The organism is Paenisporosarcina sp., assembly GCF_057785155.1.
Map to the genome: position 1 here is coordinate 1 of NZ_JBYNRN010000018.1, position 18,014 is coordinate 18,014.

General features: G+C 33.0%; 19 protein-coding genes. 9 read left to right on the forward strand and 10 right to left on the reverse strand.

The features are described from left to right. From AC3EA5_RS07445 to AC3EA5_RS07460, 4 genes are all read left to right on the forward strand, one after another. Window positions 1–520, forward strand: a 520-nt coding sequence (locus AC3EA5_RS07445; protein ID WP_488607752.1) for a CPBP family intramembrane glutamic endopeptidase, incomplete at its 5' end; no start/stop codon positions are given. Window positions 521–692: 172 nt separating this feature from the next. Beyond that, window positions 693–1,715, forward strand: a complete 1,023-nt coding sequence (locus AC3EA5_RS07450) for a serine hydrolase domain-containing protein (RefSeq protein WP_488607753.1) — start codon at window positions 693–695, stop codon at window positions 1,713–1,715. Window positions 1,716–2,016: 301 nt separating this feature from the next. After that, the gene (locus AC3EA5_RS07455; protein WP_488607754.1) at window positions 2,017–2,286 is read left to right on the forward strand and encodes a hypothetical protein; all 270 of its coding nucleotides are present in this window, start codon (window positions 2,017–2,019) and stop codon (window positions 2,284–2,286) included. Window positions 2,287–2,385: 99 nt separating this feature from the next. Next, window positions 2,386–3,327, forward strand: a complete 942-nt coding sequence (locus tag AC3EA5_RS07460) for a DNA/RNA non-specific endonuclease (protein WP_488607755.1) — start codon at window positions 2,386–2,388, stop codon at window positions 3,325–3,327. Between the two features lie 322 nt (window positions 3,328–3,649). Here AC3EA5_RS07460 and AC3EA5_RS07465 read toward each other — a convergent pair whose 3' ends face one another. Continuing rightward, on the reverse strand, window positions 3,650–3,949 hold the full coding sequence (locus AC3EA5_RS07465; RefSeq protein WP_488607756.1) for a hypothetical protein: 300 nt from the start codon (window positions 3,947–3,949) through the stop codon (window positions 3,650–3,652). 441 nt (window positions 3,950–4,390) lie between these two features. On the opposite strand from AC3EA5_RS07465, the gene AC3EA5_RS07470 reads away from it, so the two are divergent. The 3 genes from AC3EA5_RS07470 to AC3EA5_RS07480 all read left to right on the forward strand — a co-directional run bounded on the left by AC3EA5_RS07470 (window position 4,391) and on the right by AC3EA5_RS07480 (window position 7,805). Continuing rightward, window positions 4,391–6,106: a DUF262 domain-containing protein gene (locus AC3EA5_RS07470; RefSeq protein ID WP_488607757.1), complete on the forward strand. Its 1,716-nt coding sequence runs from the start codon at window positions 4,391–4,393 to the stop codon at window positions 6,104–6,106. 332 nt (window positions 6,107–6,438) lie between these two features. Then, window positions 6,439–6,921, forward strand: a complete 483-nt coding sequence (locus tag AC3EA5_RS07475) for a hypothetical protein (protein ID WP_488607758.1) — start codon at window positions 6,439–6,441, stop codon at window positions 6,919–6,921. Window positions 6,922–6,971: 50 nt separating this feature from the next. Continuing rightward, the gene (locus AC3EA5_RS07480; RefSeq protein WP_488607759.1) at window positions 6,972–7,805 is read left to right on the forward strand and encodes a type II toxin-antitoxin system PemK/MazF family toxin; all 834 of its coding nucleotides are present in this window, start codon (window positions 6,972–6,974) and stop codon (window positions 7,803–7,805) included. Between the two features lie 697 nt (window positions 7,806–8,502). On the opposite strand, the gene AC3EA5_RS07485 is transcribed toward AC3EA5_RS07480, so the two are convergent. From AC3EA5_RS07485 to AC3EA5_RS07495, 3 genes are read right to left on the reverse strand one after another with little or no spacing between them, the layout of a single operon-like run. After that, on the reverse strand, window positions 8,503–9,777 hold the full coding sequence (locus AC3EA5_RS07485) for a DUF3238 domain-containing protein (RefSeq protein WP_488607760.1): 1,275 nt from the start codon (window positions 9,775–9,777) through the stop codon (window positions 8,503–8,505). A gap of 21 nt (window positions 9,778–9,798) precedes the next feature. Continuing rightward, window positions 9,799–10,434 carry a hypothetical protein gene (locus AC3EA5_RS07490; protein ID WP_488607761.1) on the reverse strand — a complete coding sequence of 212 codons (636 nt, stop codon included), beginning with the start codon at window positions 10,432–10,434 and terminating at the stop codon, window positions 9,799–9,801. A 36-nt stretch (window positions 10,435–10,470) separates the two neighbouring features. Further along, entirely contained in the window at window positions 10,471–10,965 is a 495-nt protein-coding gene (locus AC3EA5_RS07495; RefSeq protein WP_488607762.1) for a hypothetical protein, read from the reverse strand. Window positions 10,966–11,199: 234 nt separating this feature from the next. On the opposite strand from AC3EA5_RS07495, the gene AC3EA5_RS07500 reads away from it, so the two are divergent. Together AC3EA5_RS07500 and AC3EA5_RS07505 are read left to right on the forward strand one after the other, a co-directional pair. Further along, entirely contained in the window at window positions 11,200–12,489 is a 1,290-nt protein-coding gene (locus AC3EA5_RS07500) for a helix-turn-helix domain-containing protein (protein ID WP_488607763.1), read from the forward strand. Further along, entirely contained in the window at window positions 12,489–12,611 is a 123-nt protein-coding gene (locus AC3EA5_RS07505; protein ID WP_488607764.1) for a hypothetical protein, read from the forward strand. Before AC3EA5_RS07500 ends, AC3EA5_RS07505 begins: the two co-directional genes overlap by 1 nt. A gap of 783 nt (window positions 12,612–13,394) precedes the next feature. Here AC3EA5_RS07505 and lepB read toward each other — a convergent pair. The 6 genes from lepB to AC3EA5_RS07535 form a co-directional block, all read right to left on the reverse strand. Continuing rightward, window positions 13,395–14,225 (reverse strand): signal peptidase I, encoded by an 831-nt coding sequence (gene lepB, locus AC3EA5_RS07510; protein WP_488607765.1) that lies wholly within the window; start codon window positions 14,223–14,225, stop codon window positions 13,395–13,397. Then, entirely contained in the window at window positions 14,215–14,772 is a 558-nt protein-coding gene (locus AC3EA5_RS07515) for a sigma-70 family RNA polymerase sigma factor (RefSeq protein ID WP_488607766.1), read from the reverse strand. The genes lepB and AC3EA5_RS07515 overlap by 11 nt, the downstream gene beginning before the upstream one ends. Window positions 14,773–15,488: 716 nt before the next feature. After that, window positions 15,489–16,739, reverse strand: a complete 1,251-nt coding sequence (locus AC3EA5_RS07520; protein ID WP_488607767.1) for a Y-family DNA polymerase — start codon at window positions 16,737–16,739, stop codon at window positions 15,489–15,491. Window positions 16,740–16,800: 61 nt separating this feature from the next. Then, the gene (locus tag AC3EA5_RS07525; protein ID WP_488607768.1) at window positions 16,801–17,286 is read right to left on the reverse strand and encodes a hypothetical protein; all 486 of its coding nucleotides are present in this window, start codon (window positions 17,284–17,286) and stop codon (window positions 16,801–16,803) included. A gap of 156 nt (window positions 17,287–17,442) precedes the next feature. Continuing rightward, a complete protein-coding gene (locus AC3EA5_RS07530; RefSeq protein WP_488607769.1) occupies window positions 17,443–17,673 on the reverse strand; it encodes a hypothetical protein in 231 nt (76 codons plus the stop codon). A 53-nt stretch (window positions 17,674–17,726) separates the two neighbouring features. Then, entirely contained in the window at window positions 17,727–17,903 is a 177-nt protein-coding gene (locus AC3EA5_RS07535) for a JAB domain-containing protein (RefSeq protein ID WP_488607770.1), read from the reverse strand. Window positions 17,904–18,014: the final 111 nt, after the last annotated feature.

The following is an 18,014-nucleotide window of genomic DNA, read 5'->3' on the forward strand; positions in this document are numbered from 1 at the left end:
CCTAAATTTCATACTTTTCCCAACTTTATTAATACCCGTTGTCTATCTTTTAAAAGAAGATTTAAAAGTAAAAGTTTTTGAAAAAGATAAGTCTACAGTTAAAAAATCTTTATTAGTGATTTGCTTGGGATTTTTTATAACTTTAGTTGGGACTATAATCATTTCATTAGTAAGCACATTTTTTGACACGTCCACTGAAAGTAATACTATTAATACTTTAAAGGCGTTCCCAATTCTGATAATTCCAATGGTTCTTATTGCCCCTATATTAGAAGAGTTAATATTCAGAAAGATTATTTTTAACATATTTTCTAAGAAATTCAATATTTTAGTAAGCATTCTTTTCACATCACTACTTTTCGCAGGGTGGCATATGTCTTTATTAAGTTTTCCAAACCTTTTCTGGCTATCAATGGTCATTTCTTATAGTTATTATCTTACAAATAGATTATCAGTACCGATTATTCTTCATATAGTTTGGAATCTATTTGTATCCTCCATAAATTTATTTGCGAAATGAAATTTTTATCTGATAACCAATTCAAAGTTGAAATAGTTACTCTTATATTAATTTCCTTCTTCAATTAACGGGTGCTTTAGTAAGAAGTAAAGCCTAATTCCTTATTGCACTAACGGAGCAGGTTAGTGGAATAACAAGAGAACTTATATCTAAAGAAAGGGTGGGTTAATGGATGAATAAGACTTTAAAGAAAGATGCTTTTAAAGAACTCACTATATATACTGAAAAAGTACAAAGAAATATAAAAGCATCAGCTTCTGCTGTGGTTATTATGAAAGATAATAAAATAGTACACGAATGGTACTCGGGGGAGCATCATTTTGAGCAAGGGGCAAAAAAGATAAATTATGATTCGAGATTCAATGTTTATTCGGTTAGAGTTACTTATGTTGGACTCGCAATTGCAATAGCTATAAATGAAGGTTTATTAAGCTTGGATGATAATTTAAGTAAATATTTAAATGAATATAATAAAGAAACTCTTGGAGAGACAACGATTAGACATCTATTAACAAGGTGTACTGGTCTGAAATTTGAAAATAGTAAAGTTTATCGTGCCTTTGATTTAGGAACTGATATTGAGGGAAAGAAACCAGAAATATTGGCAAAAATCTTATACAAAGCTACTGGCAAAACAGTAAACGACATCCTCTTAAAGAAAGTGTTTAAGCCTTTACATTGGTCAAACACTGGGTGGGTTACTGAAGGAAACAACAATTTAGTTTGTGATATAGATTCGTCTAAGAGTTATCCTACATTGAGAATAGGTTCAAATTTAGGTGATGAAAGAAATCTATATATAAGTACCGAAGAATTAGCATATTGGGGAAATTTACATTTAAACAAAGGGGTATTTGAAGGTAAATCAATACTTCCACAAGAGATATTTGAACTAACTACTTCTGTTCAAAGTCCTAATTCTTTTCCCCATCAACTTCCAAAGTTCGGGTTTTTATGGTGGGTTAAGGATGGAGATGTGTCTGTTACTTACAATGAATTAGGTTCAGAATTACCAGATGGTTCTTATCAAATCCTTGGAGCATCCGGCTGTTCCTGTACTGTTATTCCCGAATATAATGCTGTGGCTGTTAGAATGTCCAATAGTTTAAATGCATCCGAGAACTTAGGTTTCGATTATATTAAAGATATACAAATGTTTGGGAACCTGGTAATTTCAAGTCTGAAAAATTCATAGTGGAGGGTTTCTGAGTTCTAATAAGAAGCCATTCACTGGCAGATTCCATATTCCACTAACGGGCGCTTTACTTCAAGTAGAGGTAAAGCCTTTTGCTTGTTGAACTAACGCGGCAGGTTAGTTGTATAAAAGGATTAATTTACCGCGTGAATATGAAGCTTGTTTGAACTACAAATGTCGTAGGAATGATGGTAAAAGGATGGGTAGTCCTATTTTTAATCTTTTTAATTTTACTTGGTTTGTTTGTGATGTGGTTAGCTATTTTTGGAAATAAGAAAGAAGTAAATGAGTAGGTGATAAGATGAATTGGATGTATATTGGAGTATCAATTATTATTTTAATCGGCACCATTGTTATTATTCAGGGGTTTAAACTTAATAAAATTAAGCATAAAAAGAATGAATATATAAATGGTAATGCTGTCTACGGTGCTGGAGTAGTAGAAACGCTTGTATTATTTTTGCTATCTTTATTATTTAAATATGTCCCGTTTTGGATAATAAGAGTAGTTTTGATATTATTCGGTTTAGTTATTATCACTTTTGGTATGTTCATTTTATTATCTGGTTAATGTAACCAAAAACGTGAGTGTTATTTAACTAACGGGTGCTTTACTTTAAGAAGGGGTAAAGCCTTTTTCTTATTGAAACTATTATAGGAGAGTCCTAAAATGAAAAAGAAAATGAACTATTTATTCTTACTTTTAACGACCATCTTTTTGGTTGGTTGTACCAATTTAGAAGATACATCCATTGCAGATGTAGAAACAGAACCACAAGAAGTAACCGCAGCTGAAACAACTAAAAATAATGAAAAAGAAGAAGAAACTGTCACTACGGTTGTTGATAAACCAATAGTAAAAGAAACACCAACCCAACCAAATAATGAACGGTTCTCAGGATACAAACTTATTGAAGTTGATGGTGGTGATTTGTCTGGATATCGTGAACCTAACGTCGTCGTTGACATTGGTTACGGTGACCGTGAATATTGGGCATTTACTAATGAACACGGGCAACTAGTACGTGTCATTTCTGACGAAATCATTATACAAGATGACAGTAACGAACCTGTAGTATCGTCTGGCAGATACTATGCTGATGAGGCAAAGGTTCCTGGCGTCGAAAGTGACGGTTTAGATGAGGGACATATCATTGCTGATTCTCTCGGAGGGGTATCGAATGCTTATAATATTGCCCCACAAGATAGTACACTCAACCGACATGGCGATCAAGCTTATATGGAAGACGTGATTCGTAGCACAGGTGGAGCTACTAATTTTGAAGCAATTATCACATATCCGAATACGGAAACGCAGATTCCTTCAAGTTATCAGTATACCTATACATTAATGGGTAACGAGATCGTTGATACATTTGACAATGTGAACCCTGACGAAGTAAATGCATCTCTCGGTTTAACGAGTAGTGAGCCTTCTGATTCAACTAGTTCAAACACAAACGGTGATATTTCTAGTGTTGATACAAATGGTAATGGGCAGGTGACGATTAAAGAAGCAAAAACAGCAGGTTTCAGTATGCCTATAATGAGTGACCATTGGTTATACGCATATATGCAAGATAATGATGGGGACGGTATGGTAGGTGAGTAAATTCCTAGAATTTTGAGGCAAAATAAATGAACGAAAGAACATTTTCATCGTTGGCCGATTTATAACAATTTGCGAATGAGTGTCTGTACAGGAACAACTGAAGTTTATGGTCATATCATCTAAATTTGTATGGTGAAAATATATTTTTTTCACTAACGGGCAGTCTAGTTAAATAAGGAACAAGAAAGAAGCTATCCTATGAGGGTAGCTGTTTCTTGTTACCCACAAGAGTTAGTAAAGTGTGGCTTTAAAAGAGAACGCTCATAAATAGATATTCTAGTTTTACGAACTGCTTATTTCAAACAACTGATATTCCATTAGCTCAGTTATTCTTTGTTTTATTCTTTTCGTAAATTTTTAACCTTGGAAACTGTCTGTTGTTTACGAACAAATAATATTTTCGTACTGAATTCTGATATACTCCATTTAATTCATTCATCTGTTCGCGGATACGTAGTAAAAGCTTATATGTTTCTTCATCATTACCTACAATATTATCTAAATTTACTTTTAGATCCCTTTCTACCTTTAAAGCTTTTGCAACTCGTGAAATTACAGCTTTTTCCTTACTGTGAATAACTACACTTTCCACTAAAAATCTTTCAAATTCTAATTCCCTCATACTACTTTCCCCTCCATATATTGTGGTATTTATAGAGTAACATTTAATATTGCAGCTGCATCTTAGCAAATAATTTGCTAAATGCGGCTGCAACTGTTTTAATCTAACTTCTTATTTATAGGTTAATTATTTTAAGGAATTTTTTGATTTATTGTAACTTAAGTAAGACAAATATAGGTAAATGAACATAGAATAATGGTCAGTTTGATAATAGATTTAAATTGATATCTTTAAGAACCATTAGTGTCATGTTTAGAAATGGACGAGTTTTGGAACATGCATAAAAATATTTCAGTAACAAAATAAGTAAATTGGATTTTTATGTTAATATATAATGAATTATAGAACACTTAAACTAATTGAGTAATTTCTCATAGTTACATAAACAGAGATGGGGAGAAGATAGATATGGCGTTTCAGACACCTTTAACAATTCGTGAAGTGATTGAAAATATTCATAGAAAAAAGTATGTGTTGCCTGCAATTCAGCGTGAGTTTGTCTGGGGTACTGATCAAATTGAGCGATTGTTTGATTCTTTAATGCAAGGATATCCTGTAGGATCATTTCTTTTTTGGCACGTGGTGAAATCAAATAGTAAAAAATTCCAATTTTATGAGTTTATTCGTAACTATCACGAAATGAAAAATCATCATAATCCTGCAGCTAGTATTGACGGCACAGAAGATCTTGTAGCAATTTTGGATGGTCAGCAACGTTTAACTTCAATGTATATCGGATTAAAAGGGAGTTATGCATATAAAATTCCTCGTCTCCGTCGTAGTAATCCCACCGCATACCCTGAGCGTTTTTTATATTTAGATTTACTAGCACCTTCAGAAGAGTTTGATTTTGTATATGATTTTTGCTTTTTAACAAATGACGAAGCATTAGACGATAATATTCAAAAGGTCGCACATTGGTTCAAAGTGGCAGATATATTAACGTTTAAAGAATTTATGGACGTAAATACATATTTACTTGAGAAAAATTTACTCACACTGCCAGTAGAGCAATCAAGTTTTGCGAACAAAACCTTATTTAAATTATTTGAAGCTATTAACCAAACACCTAGTATCAATTATTATTTAGAGAAGGATCAAGAGCTGGAAAAGGTACTTAATATTTTCATTCGAGTAAATAGTGGTGGAACGCAATTAAGTTACTCTGATCTCTTATTGTCCATAGCAACAGCGCAATGGAAAAATAAGGATGCGCGAAAGGAAATTACTTCCTTTGTCGACGAAATCAATCAAATTGGAGACGGATTTTTCTTTAATAAAGATTTTGTTTTGAAGTCATGCCTTGTTCTATCTGATTTTAGTGATATTGCATTTAAAGTTGATAATTTTAATGCCAATACAATGCAAAAAATTGAAAATGAATGGGACAATATTAAGGATTCAATCCGATTAGCTGTAGAGTTGATTGCGACTTTTGGATATTCAGAAGATACTTTGACTTCTAAGAATGCTGTAATACCCATTGCTTATTATTTACGTCAAATAGGAATACCGAAAAATTACACTTTATTAAATAACTTTGAGGGAGATCGTCAGTTAATAAAAAAATGGCTATCAATTGCATTGTTGAAAAAGACATTTGGCGGTGCACCAGATAATGTATTACGTCCTTTAAGACGTGTTATTAAAGAAAATTCAAATGGTTTCCCATTAAAAATAATTGTCGAAACCTTTAAAGGAACTACTAAGACATTTACCTTTGACCAAGATGAATTGAATAATTTATTAACTTATAACTACGGGCAAAGCCATACTTTTGCAGTTTTATCCATGCTCTATCCAACACTTGATTTTCGAAATAAATTCCATTTAGATCATATTTTTGCGAAAAGCTTATTTAAGAAAAAAGAACTAATAAAATTAGGTATTCAAGAATCAGAAATAAACTTATATTCAGAAAATATGAATTGTATTGCTAACCTTCAACTCCTTGAAGGCATTCCAAATATCCAAAAATCAAATACGGGTTTCGAGGCTTGGCTAAATAAGACATATTCATCCCCGACAGCAAAGGCGGAATATTCTAAGAAACATTATATTCCAAATGTTTCATTTAGGATTAATGACTTTCCTGTGTTTATTGAAAAACGAGAGCAATTATTAATTAAAGAATTCAAGAAAATACTAGTTTTTTAAGAGTAATATATAGTAAGAGGACCAGATTAGAATTACTGGTCCTTTTTTTGATTTAGGTGAATAAGAATATGATTGTGCTCAAAAGTAGGGAGATGGATTTCTATGATTCATGCATCTATTCTTAATATGAGAACGATTGTTGACGGTATCCAACTATAAAATCACTGAATAAGATTTCCATTTTTTATGATATAGTCACGGGAGATGGTCAGAAAAGAAACAATAAAAAGAGGGATTGAATCTACAGCTTGAAAGTTTGTGGCCCCTTCCCCTATTGTCAATACTTGTCTATGATTAAAGAAAAAGCATATACGCGATTCAGAGGTGAGATCATGGTATACAGTCCGGCAGATATCGCCAGCTTATTAAACGTGAAAGAATCGACATTACGTAAGTATTCTCTGCTTTTAGAAAAGTTCGGATATGAGTTCTCCCGCAATGCACAAGGTCAGCGTTGGTACAATGAAAAAGATGTGTGGTCGAAAGGTAACGATGTAACGGAACTTGACACGACATATGAAGCGTTACAAAACGCCGAAGAGCGTCATAACAACGATATGACGCCTGTAATTCAAGAGATGATTGGCATGCGTGAGTTAATCGAGAAACAATATGAGGTTATTCAAGCTCTCCAAGAGCAACTCGAACGCCAAAATGCTGCTCAAAAAGAACGGGTTCGAATGCTCCCTCATAGCATCGAACAACTTCAAACTGATTTACAGCAGCAACGAGATGAACAATTGGCCATCGAAGAGCAAAAAAACATTGATAGCTCCAAAAGAAGAGAAAACATCCTTATGGAGTCGATTATTTAAGAAGTCGTAATAAAATTTGGTAGCAACTGCTACGAAAGGAAGAATTCGAAATGCGTTCCAAATCTTACTACAAATCGCAAATCAGATACAATCAGACAACCAGGAGGAAACCCAGCGATGGTAAACGGGTTGATCGTGATCCTCAATTTATTGTCGATCTTATTGGGCAGGTTAGAAAATTAGATGATAAAGTCCGTCGATGGCAGTTGGAAGATGGAATCAACTGGCTACTTGGATTGGATTTATATATACAAGATAAGGCAGGTACCTTAAGTGCTCCTTTGACTCACTGGACCTTCACAAAGGGAGATATAATTTTTGTGGATCTATTTGGTCACTTCGGTGAAGAGCTAACATATGAACATCCCGCCATCGTACTGGTAAACCATACTTATGGCGTGGTTATTGCTCCAATGTCTTCATCATGTTACAGCGATGGGGTTGATACTCACGTGAACTTAGATAAAAATGTTACTAACCAAGGGGGAGTTAAAAATAACAGCGGTATAAAGGTGGAGCAATTGAGATATATCTCTAAACGAAGAATTCTTGTAAAACATGGAAGAGTGACTAGTCCAGCCAAGTTAAAAGAAATAGACGAAGTTATCATGAAGCAATTGGCTGAATATACATATGATAAGTTGCTAGAAGAAATAGAAAAGCTGAATGATGAGATCGACGCCTTAGCTTTAGAAATTGTAGGGTTAAGCCAAGAAGTTGATGCTAAAGACGCTATAATCGCCAGTTTGCAAACGCAAACATTAGCAAACGAGCTTGCTTTGAAAGAGGCGGAAGTTTCTGCTAAAGACATAGATATTTCTAAGAGAGACGATGAGATCGCAGCGTTAAAGAGCCGCATTGCAGAATTAGAAGAGGCAAAATAAAAATGTAACGTAACTTTTGTTTTGACAACCTAGGGAAAAGCATGGTAAAATGGATTTAAAGTAACAACGCGTTACAAAAAGTACCAACTATATTTTTGGACCTTTGAGTCTAACATGCGAAAGCATGATCATTTTGAGCCTTTGAGCTTAAAAAAACCCCCTCCTGTTTAAATACAGAGAGGGGGTTTTTATTTTGTACGGATCTTCTCAAACAGCTTCTCCAATCGTTCTGAGCATGTTCAAGAACAATGGAGACATTTGAATTAATACGTAGCCTAAACCTGCGTTCATAATCATGCTCCAAGCCTTTTCGCTTCTGCTAAGGGAGTGGACTCAGCGACTGCTGCCACAGGAATCGTGGTTGCGGTGTATGTTTCCGCAGGTGTTAAGCTACTGAGTATGATAGGGACTGCGACCGCCAGTGGGAGGCATGTACCACCTTAGATAAACTGCTAAAAGCAAATGAACTTTGGGAACTATAAGAATAAACAAAGAACCGACAGATCTAACTTGTCGGTTCTTTGTTTTCCACATTTAGAAAAACTGAACATCAGAAAAAGAGGCTGACTCAAAAAATTGCGTCGAATGACGAACTTTTTGAGTCAGCCTCTTTTCTTTTTCATCATACTTCTGTTACTGCGTCCCCTTCTTCTATACGCTCAACAAATTGCTCAATTTCGGTTTAATAAAGAAAGTACTAGTTTGTTACTTCAACCGCCCTATCTAAAGGCGCAAATAATTTTAGTGCAGTTCCTCCTGTAGTAGAAGGATTATAAGTATAAATTGTTCTAGAAGCTAGAGAACCCGTTTTGCGATAAACTTCATATGCAGGAAAACCATCGTGTTCTAAATAAAGATATGTTGTACCTACTACGGCTCCAGAACTCTTATAAAGTTTTACAGTACCTATTGCATCAATAGGTGGAGCAGCAGTTTCACAAGGATTGGAAGATGAGAGATATATGTTAAAGCCTACAGATGTAGATGACCACAAGTAATTTGCAAAAGAAGTATTCCCCAATGAAGCTCTTGCTGTACATTTTAAAGCTCCGGTTGAATCGTCATATCTATGTGTTGTACCTACATTTTCGTAGTACGTCGCCCTTCTATCTGAAAAAAGAATATCTACTTCTTGCATTGTTCTATATTTAGGTGTCGTAGTCCGATTATCTCCATAACTATATCCAAAAGATCTATTATCCCCAGAATACGTATCAAATCCCCAGGAACTTCCTAAAATAGATAAACTTGTCGAACTGGATTGAATAAAGGACATAAATCTAAATTTTGTTGAATCTCCACCGTCTGATATTAACATTGGTTGAATGAGGCTTTCATTATCAATTAAGCTTGGATTGACACTAATGATATATGAGTATTGCTTAGCTTCCACATCCTCTTTTACAGAACTATCTTGCTTCTTAGAACTTACAGTAAAAACAACACTATAAGTAGATTCTTTTAAAGAATTAATATTATTATCAATAAAAGTAGAATCTGTTGTGGTTTCTATTAGTACTTCATCTTTATAAATTGAGTATACAGAAGCACCACTCATTTTTTCCCATGTAAGTTCGACTTGGTTAGAAGCAACGACAACGTTATTAAACCCCTTTTTTTCAACATGAGAATAAGCTACTATATTTGTTTTATATAACAAGGAATGTTCATTAAATAATCCTTTACTATATCCACTTAAAAAAACATTATAGACATCTGCACTATTCTCGGTTTTAATTTTATATCTATTTTCTTTACCTTTATATAAAACTTTTCCAGATTCATCAGTTACAAGATAATAATCGATTTCTTCTCTCTCTTCCCAACTAATTTCTATCTCATTTTCTTTTTCAACCACGGCAATGTTTTTAAAATTTTTATATTTAGCTGCTGCACTAGAGTTGGAGGAGAATACAATAAATATTAAACTTATACATGAGATAACTAGCATGACAGATATTAACTTCTTCATATTAATGACTCCTCTGGAAGGTTATTGGTTTTTATTTTCTGAAATAGTTGCGCCATTTGATACAAGATTTTCAATATTGATGTAATCTTCAACAGTAATATCTTTGTTGAATTTTTTTAGATTAGTTATTTCTAGGCTTTCAATGTTTTTTCCATTAAATTCTTTAACATACTTTGAAATATAATTATTTTTTTCATCAAATTGTACTTCTTCTACCAGAACGCCATCTTCAATTTCACTTTTTTTCATATAAGTATTATTAAATATTTTTTTATTTAGTTTATTTTGCTTCAAATCACTTTGGACTTTTTCATTTATTACCTCACTTAAGAATGGGTGTGCAATAACTTTTCCATTTTCTTCAGGGCTATCTATAATCATCAAATCTTTATATTCACTATTATATCTGTAAAATTTCTCTCCATCCCAAAGTTCAAAGTTACCAGTGTCAGGTCCCTCAATGACTTCATTGTAAAAATGCCCATTCTTGTCTAATTTTATCGAAACCACATTGTTCTCATCTTCATTTTGTTGAATTAACTCAAAGGAGTGTTCGTCTAACGTATAAAGTTTCCCTGCAAAACCTTTATCAGAAAAATGTGAGAATCCCAAAAATAATATTAATGAAAGCGTAGCAATTACTATAATTTTTTTCATTTTGTGTCCTCCTCTAAAATAATTTATATAATCAATTTACTGGATATTAGATGCACTTCTAACTGGATACCATCTTTCTTTCACTGTCCCATTAGAGTTCTTTAGGACATAGACCATCGTGAATTCAACTTTATTATTACCTTTATATAGATTTTTTGTCGCATAAATTCTATGCCAATAAGATGAGTTTGCATTTGTTCTTAAATCGCTCGACGTTGAGTATTGACTATGAATTATTTCACCTAGTGAATATGCTGCAAGTCTATAAATGGCCCATTGATCTCCATATTGGTTTGAGTGGGTTAAGGTTGCTTCAAATGAAGAAGTCGTATAGTAACTAGGTGCAGTAGCTGTTACTGCATTGAAACGTGCAGCAAAATGGTTTGCGTAATAACCATTGCATGATCCACCACATGATGTATTATTTCCTACTGTCCCAAATGTTGCTGCTGAACTAGAAGTTGTGAATATTGTAAACATCATCAAAATACAAAATATGGGAACTAAAAATGATTTTTTAATTTTTCTCATAAATTTCTCCTCCTTAATAGTTTACTAAATGGAATCGCTTCTAAAATAATGAATATACCGGCCAGTAGTCTTCTCTAATAATATTGACTTACGTTTTTTACATATTCAAACATTATTTATTGGGACATTTTTATGAAATATAGTAAATATTCTCTATATTCTCTATTTTATTTCTTACTAAATTATGGTATTTTTGTTAAAGGGTTTAAAAAACTAATTAGGAGGGGAGGTTCAGTGGATAATTTAGGATTACTAATCAAAGAGGAACGTTTGTTTCAAAAAATGAAACAAATTACTTTAGCAAAAGGGATTTGTACTCCGTCATATTTAAGTAAAATAGAAAATAAATTAACAATTCCTAGTGAAGAAACATTATTGCTTTTACTTGAAAGGTTAAATATAAAAAATAATATTGTTGTTTTAGAAAAAGAAAATACCTTTGTTAATGAAATTAAGAAAGCATATAAACAATCAATACTTTTTAGAATTAAAAAAAGGGGAACAGAAGGTATAGATGGTTATATTAATAATGAATTTAATATTCAAGATGAAAGTAACTTTATTACATTTAAGCTAATCCAATTAAGATTTATTTTAATAACCGGTATTTCTTATGAACGTGTTCAACCTTTATTAACTACCTTAGAACCTTTGGTACCTAAATTAAATGTCTATCACATATTTTTATATAATTTAAATTACGGTATCTATCACCAGTTAAATGGTAATTATGAAGATGCTTTAACTTATCTAGTATCAAATTTGGATTTACTTAATAAGTTTCCTTTTGACAACTGGGAAACGGCCGATTTTAATAATGTGCTCAGTTTAGCCTATCTATCTAATAACCAAAACTTAAATGCAATAGATTTTGCCATGGAATCTCTGAAATATTATAAAGATAATCTTTTTTTTGAGAGAGCGATTGATTCCTATATAATTTTGGCAATTGCGCAGAAAAGAAATCACTTATACCTCCAAGCGGAAGAAAATTTAAAGTTAGCACAACAATTAGCAATAGAATTAAAATTAACCGGAGCATTAGGTAAGATTCACCAAAACTTAGGTAATGTTTATTCTTTACAAGGTGATTCAAAAAGAGCAATTGAAAATTACAAGTTGAGTATGAAATATAAAAAGGGGAAAGAAAGTTTTCTGATACCTTTATTATCTCTGATCCAAGAATATTCAAAAAAAGAAAATGGAACAAAAGTAATTGAGTGGTGCAATAAAGGAATCCATGAATTTCAAAATTCTAGATTTAAAGATGAACAACATTTTTACTATCACTTTTGCATCTATCTATACATAAATACGGATGTTAAAGCACTTATGGAAACACTGCCGAATGCAATTAAATACTTTGACAATAAAAAAGATTATCGTCACTGTCATAAATATTCTTTATTATTAGCCAATCTTTTTTTTGATTTAAACAGTTTTAAAAATGCTGGTATACATTACAAAAAGGCAAGTGATTACTTATTCAGGCTAAAATCGATAAACAAATGGGAGGATTTATAATGAAGAAAAAAATATTGTTATTAATAATACTTGGTACGGTATTATTGAATGCTCCAAATCAAGCAAATTGGGCAGGTGAAGACGATCTACCTCGGCCAACTGAAAAGCACGAAGAAGTTTAATACAAAAAAATGAAATCCTAATAAACATTTGTTTACTGGGATTTCATTTTTCAAAAGGTTATTAGAGGGGCTAAAAATCATTATTAATTATTTACTGTTATTTCATCAAGGGTACTTTCTGTAATTAACTAATCCCCCATTCCTTATCATCCATTACCATTGTAAAAAGAGACTAAGGAAAGGCTTTTTTAAATCATCAAAAAACAATAAATTACTGTTATTTAAAATCCCATTTTTTATCTTTTTAATAACTTTCAGTAAGTTAGGTTCATACTCAATGTCCACAACATTTCTTTGAACATTTTGCAGAACAATGATAACGATGATATTACTATTAAGAATTTTTTATATTTAGATTTCGGAAATTTAAGAAGTATTTTAGTTCTATAGGAACAAAAAATACCAAAGAAGATATAAAGAATAGATACAAACTTTCTTTCAATAGGTGTAGACTGAAATATCCACCATCTATACCACTTATCTTTATATAAAACATTGTAAACACAATGGATGTACCAATATATGAGATTGAATAAGAAATCAACCTTTTCTTTAAAGTTTTATTTTTATTGTAAAATAATAAAGGCAAATCTTTAATTATATAAAGAATAGGTACAACTATTACATAAATCAGAAAGAAAAATTCTTCTTTTATTTCAAATGTAAGTGACAAATAGTAATTTAACAATAAAAAGAACATAGAAATAATTATTGAATATAAGAAATTCCACACTTTCTTCCTCACCTCTTCTGTTTTACCATGTTATAAATCAACCCAAGACTCTATTTTTTATAACCTAAGACCTTACCTTCGATACTTTCAAACAATATGACACCAAAATCTTTACTGTCAACGCCCCTAGACCAATTATCTACTAAAACAAATATGGTGTCCTCTTCAACTTTAACTGGGTCCATTGATGTGGCAAAATATTGTTTAATTGCTTCTTCATCTACGATGTTTTCAGAACTTACCTTTTCAAAATATTCATCTTCGTCCATACCAGTGATTAAAGCTTTAGAATAGAAAGTATCTAACTTTTTTCCATCAATAAAAACTTGCCCGTTTTTTATCTCAACAGTTTCACCCGGTAAACCAACTGCTCTTGCAATATAGTGTGTAGGTAATTTAAAATCAGGATTACTTGGAATCGTAAATTTAGGCGACTTAAAATAAATTACATCACCCCGTTCTATCCCAACAGAATTAGGATCTACAACTAAATCACTGTGAGATAAAGTATCATAATCATGGTTTCCCCGATCCATAGTATCTGATTCCCAACTTACCAACAATGTGTTTTCAGTGGGCTCTACAAATTTGACTTCTGAGTTTGTATTTAAATCGGTAATTGTTTCTAATACCTTTGTTTGTTCTGCGAGGTGTAATTTATCATTTTCTAATAATTTTAATTCTTGAACTATAAAATAAGCTCCAATACCTAAAAATGCGATAACAAAAGTTAATGTTAAAATATTTGGAATGAAATTACCTTTAACGTTTTTTTTATGAATTTTGTTTCTTACATTTCTCTTGTTTTGATCTGAAAATTTTTGATCTTTGAAAACCGTGTTATCCATCATAGTGCGCAAATCGGTTAGTTTATCTCTCATTTATATCACTGCTTTCTAAAAGATTTTTCAGAACTTCTCTGCTTCTTTTTAATCTGGTTTTAATGGTATTCTGATTAATTCCTAGTAATTCTCCTATTTCTTGTATTGACAAGTTTTCATAATAAAACAGAAGAACAACTTCCCGGTATTTAATCGGTAACAAAAGAATGCTTTCTGTTAATAATTCCTTTTCATCTTTTTTAATTGATCTTTCTTCTAGTGTTGCATCCTGAGAACTAACAAATTTAAATAAATTACTATTTACAATTACCCTTTTAACTAATGAACTTCTTAGTACATCCTTACATCGGTTAATAGTAATACGATATATCCAAGACCTAAAATATTTTATATCGGGATATGTACTATGCATTTTATAACATGTGATAAATACATCTTGAACCACTTCCTGTGCTCTTCCCCAGTCTTTAAGATAGGTAAAAGAGAGTTTCGTTAGCCTATCACCATATTCAATCATGATTTCTTCCAACCATTCATCTTTTGTTGAATTAGAAAAAGTATCATTTTGTTTATTGGTTAGTTCCATTTATTCACTTCCTTTTTTAGTATCCCTAAGACGGAATAATTCCCATAATGGTTTCATTTTACAAATAAAAAAATTTCACAAGTGCTGCGAATTACTAAATCAACATTTTTTCAACACTTTCTCTGGTTGTCCTAAATCTAAATAAGTATTACCAATACCATTAACTAATCAAATTGATGACTATTTGATCGCCAAGCCATTATCCAACGACATGGAAGCACTATATTTGTGCCCAATAAGAATTATATTCCTGTGATGGCTTGAGGGATTTTACATTTCAGCTGAAGAATACTCTAATAATACATAAAGTCTAGAACTCTTTTTGTGGGTATGAGACTAAAAACAAAAACAAAATAACGTAAAGAAGTCCCTGGTTTCAATGCCAGAGTGTCCATAAAGCAAATCTCGAAGTTACATGAAAGAAAGGAAGGAGGAATTAGAGCAAGATTAGTAAAATTAGGGCTAATTGAGAAAAACGACTAATATTCTTGCAGAATGTCCATTTTAATTTCCCCCATATTACTTCGAACCATCTCAATGAATCAAGAATATCACATCCAAATTAATCCAGATAGTGATTTAAGTGGTGTGTCTAGTATTGTGATTTGGAGTGAATAGTTTGGTATTGATTTCTTTTAATTTTTTTAACACGAATTAGTCGATAAGAATTAGGAAGAAATTGAGACATCAAAGAATTAAAAATGGATATTCCCATTTTACTTTCTATGTCCACCAAGTAAACTCGAACGGTAAATTGCAGTACCTGGCTCTGTATAAGATACTGCCCGTAAGATAGCTGTGGTTCCAAATTTTCTGCGAATTTGATCCATCGTCTCACCCAGTTTTCGCTTCTGCCATTTGCGTTCTTCAAAAAGGCTGAGCTGCATAGACGATTCATCTTCTAAATTGGTAATCGATAAAGAAATTTGTCTAACAGGCTTATCTTGGTGAAATTCGTAGAAAAGATTCTGGCATAAACGATAGATTTTTAAAGTTTCATTCGTTGACTCTTCCATAGTGCGTGAACGTGAAAACCCTCCCCCAAAGACTTCTTTGCTATACCCCATACTCAAATGAACGGTTCTTCCAACTTTTCCTGCCTCACGAGTACGTCTCGCTACGTCTTCACACATTTCAAGTAATACCGTAAAGATATCTTCCGTTTTCACATAATCTCGAAACAAAATTTGCCCTTTTCCATAACTAACTTGCCCTTCCATTATAGGTGCACCAAGTTCTGATAAATCAATTCCCCAGGCATGATGATAGAGTTGATTGCCCATTAAGCCAAAGCGTTCTTCAAGCGTTTTCAAATCGCTATTAGCGATATCGCCAATCTTAAAAATTCCCATTCCATTTAGGTTTTGTTCCATTCGTCGACCAATTCCCCACATCTCGCTTAAAGGACTCACAGGCCATAATTTTTGTGGAATGTCTTCAAACGTCCATTTTGCAACACCGGTCTTCTTGGCCTCTAAATCCAACGCCAATTTAGCCATCAACATATTTGGTCCAATACCTACTGCTGAAGGCAATTGAAATAGATTCAACAAGTCATCTTGAATACGCCGAATGGTATCATCGAAAGATCCCCACAATCGTTCGGTTCCGGACAAATCAAAAAAGCATTCATCTATGCTATACACGTGAATGGCTTCTTTCGGGACATACTGACTAATTAATCGGGTGATTTCCATGGATACATCCACGAAAAATTGCATTTTAGGTTCAATTAAACGAATTTCTGGATGGTCCGGTATTTCAAACAACCGCGTACCTGTCTTCACTCCAAACTCTTTTTTCATTCGTGGAGATGCTGCGAGCACCACACTGCCTTTTTGTTCTAAGTTTCCAATGATGGCGATTGCTTCTTCCATCACATCTAATCCAAGGTCTGCTGCCGCACAGCTCGCATAGAAACTTCGCATGTCTAAACAAGCAATGGTTCGATTCGGTAATGTTTTCATAAATAATCCCCCTCACAATAAGAACGTTTGTTCTTATTGTGAGGGGGATTTGATTATTTGTCTAGTTAGTATATCTGTTTTTTATCGGTAAATCATGGATATATGTCTCAATTTCTTCTTTAAGCCAATATGGTTTCCCTCCAATTAACGCCGTTTCTATTGGGAGTTTCCCTCTCTTACGTAGCATGTGAACTTTCTTGGTATCCATATTACCGCCATGTTCATTCATCAAATCCCCAAAGCCCTTTTGACTCAATAAATCATTTGGATTCTTAATAATTAATGGTTTGTGTGATTTCGTTAGGTAAGTATCGGAATAAAAATAGGTGAGCAACCGATCCATCGCAAATTCAATCCAGTCGGAATCCATTTCTTTAAATAGCTGGTTTAAATCAAAGGATTCTTCATATTCAAAGAAACTAGCAAGTGCTACGAGCACTTGTTCATTTTTATTAAGTGATTTTAAGTCATGTTGTTGCTCTTTTGATTCCACGTAAAATCTAAGATTCGGGCATTTCGCCAGAATTTCCAAAGTCGCTTTTTTCATTAAACTACCTCCTTGCGTTGAATGATTCAACGTTGAATTTAGTGTATCAATACAAGTTGAATCATTCAACAAATATCCATTTTCCTTTTTAAATAAACACCACTATCCCCCAAGTAAAGGCTTATCACTTAGGGGATAGTGGTCATCCACCAATCTTTAGGTCACCAAAGGCTGTATTTTGTGATGATGCAAAAATAACTCGATTTTGAATTGCGAAGGGAATATCCAACTGGTCACATGATTTGAAGACATGAAAAATAGCTTTTTGCTCTTGGTACACTCGATAAAATCTTGATGGGTGGATGCTACATACAGATTTCTACGCCAAAAGTGAAGGCTACGAAGTACACTTATTTGTGCCTCATTTAACTGATAATCTCTTGTCATGGTGATTCCTCCTTATCAAAGTGGAAACAAAAGGGGAAAATCCCCTTTTGCATTTATATCAATCCTTTTTCTCGTAAGGAAATGCCGTCTGAGTGACTGACGATAATGGAATCTAGTACCTCAATGCCCATTATCTCTCCAGCTTCTTTTAGCCGTTTACTGACTTCAATGTCTTCCGGTGAGTACTGACAGTTACCACTCGATAGCAATAGGTAAGGCTTTGAAGGCATCTCCACCTTTTCCCCTGCTCCACACCGTGCGTGCAACTTTCATCGCACACGGCGTTCCATCGATTGTCTATTTATTTCATTTTCCTCAATCTGTTCAATTATTATCCCCTT

What these genes read in the sequence shown, in the direction of transcription:
- AC3EA5_RS07455 (WP_488607754.1), top strand. Translation starts at nt 2,017, where the DNA reads ATGAATTGGATGTATATTGGAGTATCAATTATTATTTTAATCGGCACC.
- lepB (WP_488607765.1), bottom strand. Translation starts at nt 14,225, where the DNA reads ATGAGAGATAAACTAACCGATTTGCGCACTATGATGGATAACACGGTT.
- AC3EA5_RS07525 (WP_488607768.1), bottom strand. Translation starts at nt 17,286, where the DNA reads ATGAAAAAAGCGACTTTGGAAATTCTGGCGAAATGCCCGAATCTTAGA.
- AC3EA5_RS07515 (WP_488607766.1), bottom strand. Translation starts at nt 14,772, where the DNA reads ATGGAACTAACCAATAAACAAAATGATACTTTTTCTAATTCAACAAAA.
- AC3EA5_RS07535 (WP_488607770.1), bottom strand. Translation starts at nt 17,903, where the DNA reads ATGCCTTCAAAGCCTTACCTATTGCTATCGAGTGGTAACTGTCAGTAC.
- AC3EA5_RS07460 (WP_488607755.1), top strand. Translation starts at nt 2,386, where the DNA reads ATGAAAAAGAAAATGAACTATTTATTCTTACTTTTAACGACCATCTTT.
- AC3EA5_RS07520 (WP_488607767.1), bottom strand. Translation starts at nt 16,739, where the DNA reads ATGAAAACATTACCGAATCGAACCATTGCTTGTTTAGACATGCGAAGT.
- AC3EA5_RS07505 (WP_488607764.1), top strand. Translation starts at nt 12,489, where the DNA reads ATGAAGAAAAAAATATTGTTATTAATAATACTTGGTACGGTATTATTG.
- AC3EA5_RS07495 (WP_488607762.1), bottom strand. Translation starts at nt 10,965, where the DNA reads ATGAGAAAAATTAAAAAATCATTTTTAGTTCCCATATTTTGTATTTTG.
- AC3EA5_RS07530 (WP_488607769.1), bottom strand. Translation starts at nt 17,673, where the DNA reads ATGACAAGAGATTATCAGTTAAATGAGGCACAAATAAGTGTACTTCGT.
- AC3EA5_RS07490 (WP_488607761.1), bottom strand. Translation starts at nt 10,434, where the DNA reads ATGAAAAAAATTATAGTAATTGCTACGCTTTCATTAATATTATTTTTG.
- AC3EA5_RS07465 (WP_488607756.1), bottom strand. Translation starts at nt 3,949, where the DNA reads ATGAGGGAATTAGAATTTGAAAGATTTTTAGTGGAAAGTGTAGTTATT.
- AC3EA5_RS07480 (WP_488607759.1), top strand. Translation starts at nt 6,972, where the DNA reads ATGCGTTCCAAATCTTACTACAAATCGCAAATCAGATACAATCAGACA.
- AC3EA5_RS07475 (WP_488607758.1), top strand. Translation starts at nt 6,439, where the DNA reads ATGGTATACAGTCCGGCAGATATCGCCAGCTTATTAAACGTGAAAGAA.
- AC3EA5_RS07450 (WP_488607753.1), top strand. Translation starts at nt 693, where the DNA reads ATGAATAAGACTTTAAAGAAAGATGCTTTTAAAGAACTCACTATATAT.
- AC3EA5_RS07485 (WP_488607760.1), bottom strand. Translation starts at nt 9,777, where the DNA reads ATGAAGAAGTTAATATCTGTCATGCTAGTTATCTCATGTATAAGTTTA.